This window comes from Bacillus sp. mrc49, from assembly GCF_002803435.1.
Map to the genome: position 1 here is coordinate 1 of NZ_PHNG01000464.1, position 961 is coordinate 961.

2 protein-coding genes are annotated in these 961 nt (G+C 45.9%); both read right to left on the reverse strand.

Annotated features, from left to right (window positions below; all coding sequences use genetic code 11):
* The coding region (locus CVN76_RS03630) for a ParB/RepB/Spo0J family partition protein (RefSeq protein ID WP_100530331.1) at positions 1-721 on the reverse strand (721 nt) is incomplete at its 3' end.
* A partial coding sequence (locus CVN76_RS03635) for a ParA family protein (protein ID WP_198512465.1) occupies positions 714-961 on the reverse strand: 248 nt, incomplete at its 5' end. The genes CVN76_RS03635 and CVN76_RS03630, both read right to left, overlap by 8 nt.

Consider the following 961-nt stretch of genomic DNA (forward strand, 5'->3'; position numbering starts at 1 on the left):
TCTCGCGCTGTTTTATGAAAATATCTTTTTTCTCTTGTTTATTTGGTTTCGTTTCACGTGAAACGCGATCGTTCAATTGATGTATGTATTGCTCCAGCTGTCTTACATTCATTCCTTCTTTGAGGATTTTATCCACTACAGGCTTAAGCATTTCCTTGTTCTTGATGCCCAGTAATGCCCGGCCATGTCCCATCGACAGTTTGCCCGCTGAGATATGGCTCCTTATCCCTTCAGGCAGCGATAGCAATCGCACATGGTTGGCAATATGGGGCCGGCTTTTCCCCAGCCGGTTGGCCAGCTGCTCCTGGGTGAATTCCAGTTTTTCCAGCAGCGTTTGATAGGCCGCCGCTTCCTCGATCGGGTTTAAATCTTCCCGTTGCAGGTTTTCCAAAATGGCCAGTTCCATCATCTGCTGTTCATTCAACTCCCGGACAACGACAGGAACTGTCTTCAAACCAGCTTCCTTGGCGGCACGATAGCGTCTCTCCCCAGCCACGATTTCATATCCCTTAATACTTTTCCGGGCAATAATCGGCTGCAGGATTCCATGCTCCTCGATCGATTGCTTCAGTTCTTCTATCGCTTCAAGCCGGAAGTTCTTTCGGGGCTGATAAGGATTTGGCCTTAGTTCCATTAATTTGATTTCGCGCACGATTTCATCTTTACTTATTTCACCATTATTGAAAAGTGCGTTAAGTCCTTTGCCAAGCCCTTTAGCCATTTGATACCACTTCCTTTGCCAATTCTAAATAGACCTCCGCTCCACGTGATTTCGGATCATAAATGATGATTGGTTCTCCATGGCTCGGTGCCTCGCTCAAACGCACATTGCGGGGTATGATCGTTTGATATACTTTATCCTGGAAGTATTTTTTGACTTCTTCAATGACCTGGAGACCTAAATTCGTTCTTGCATCCAGCATCGTCAATAGCACACCTTCGATTTTCAACTCATGGTTCA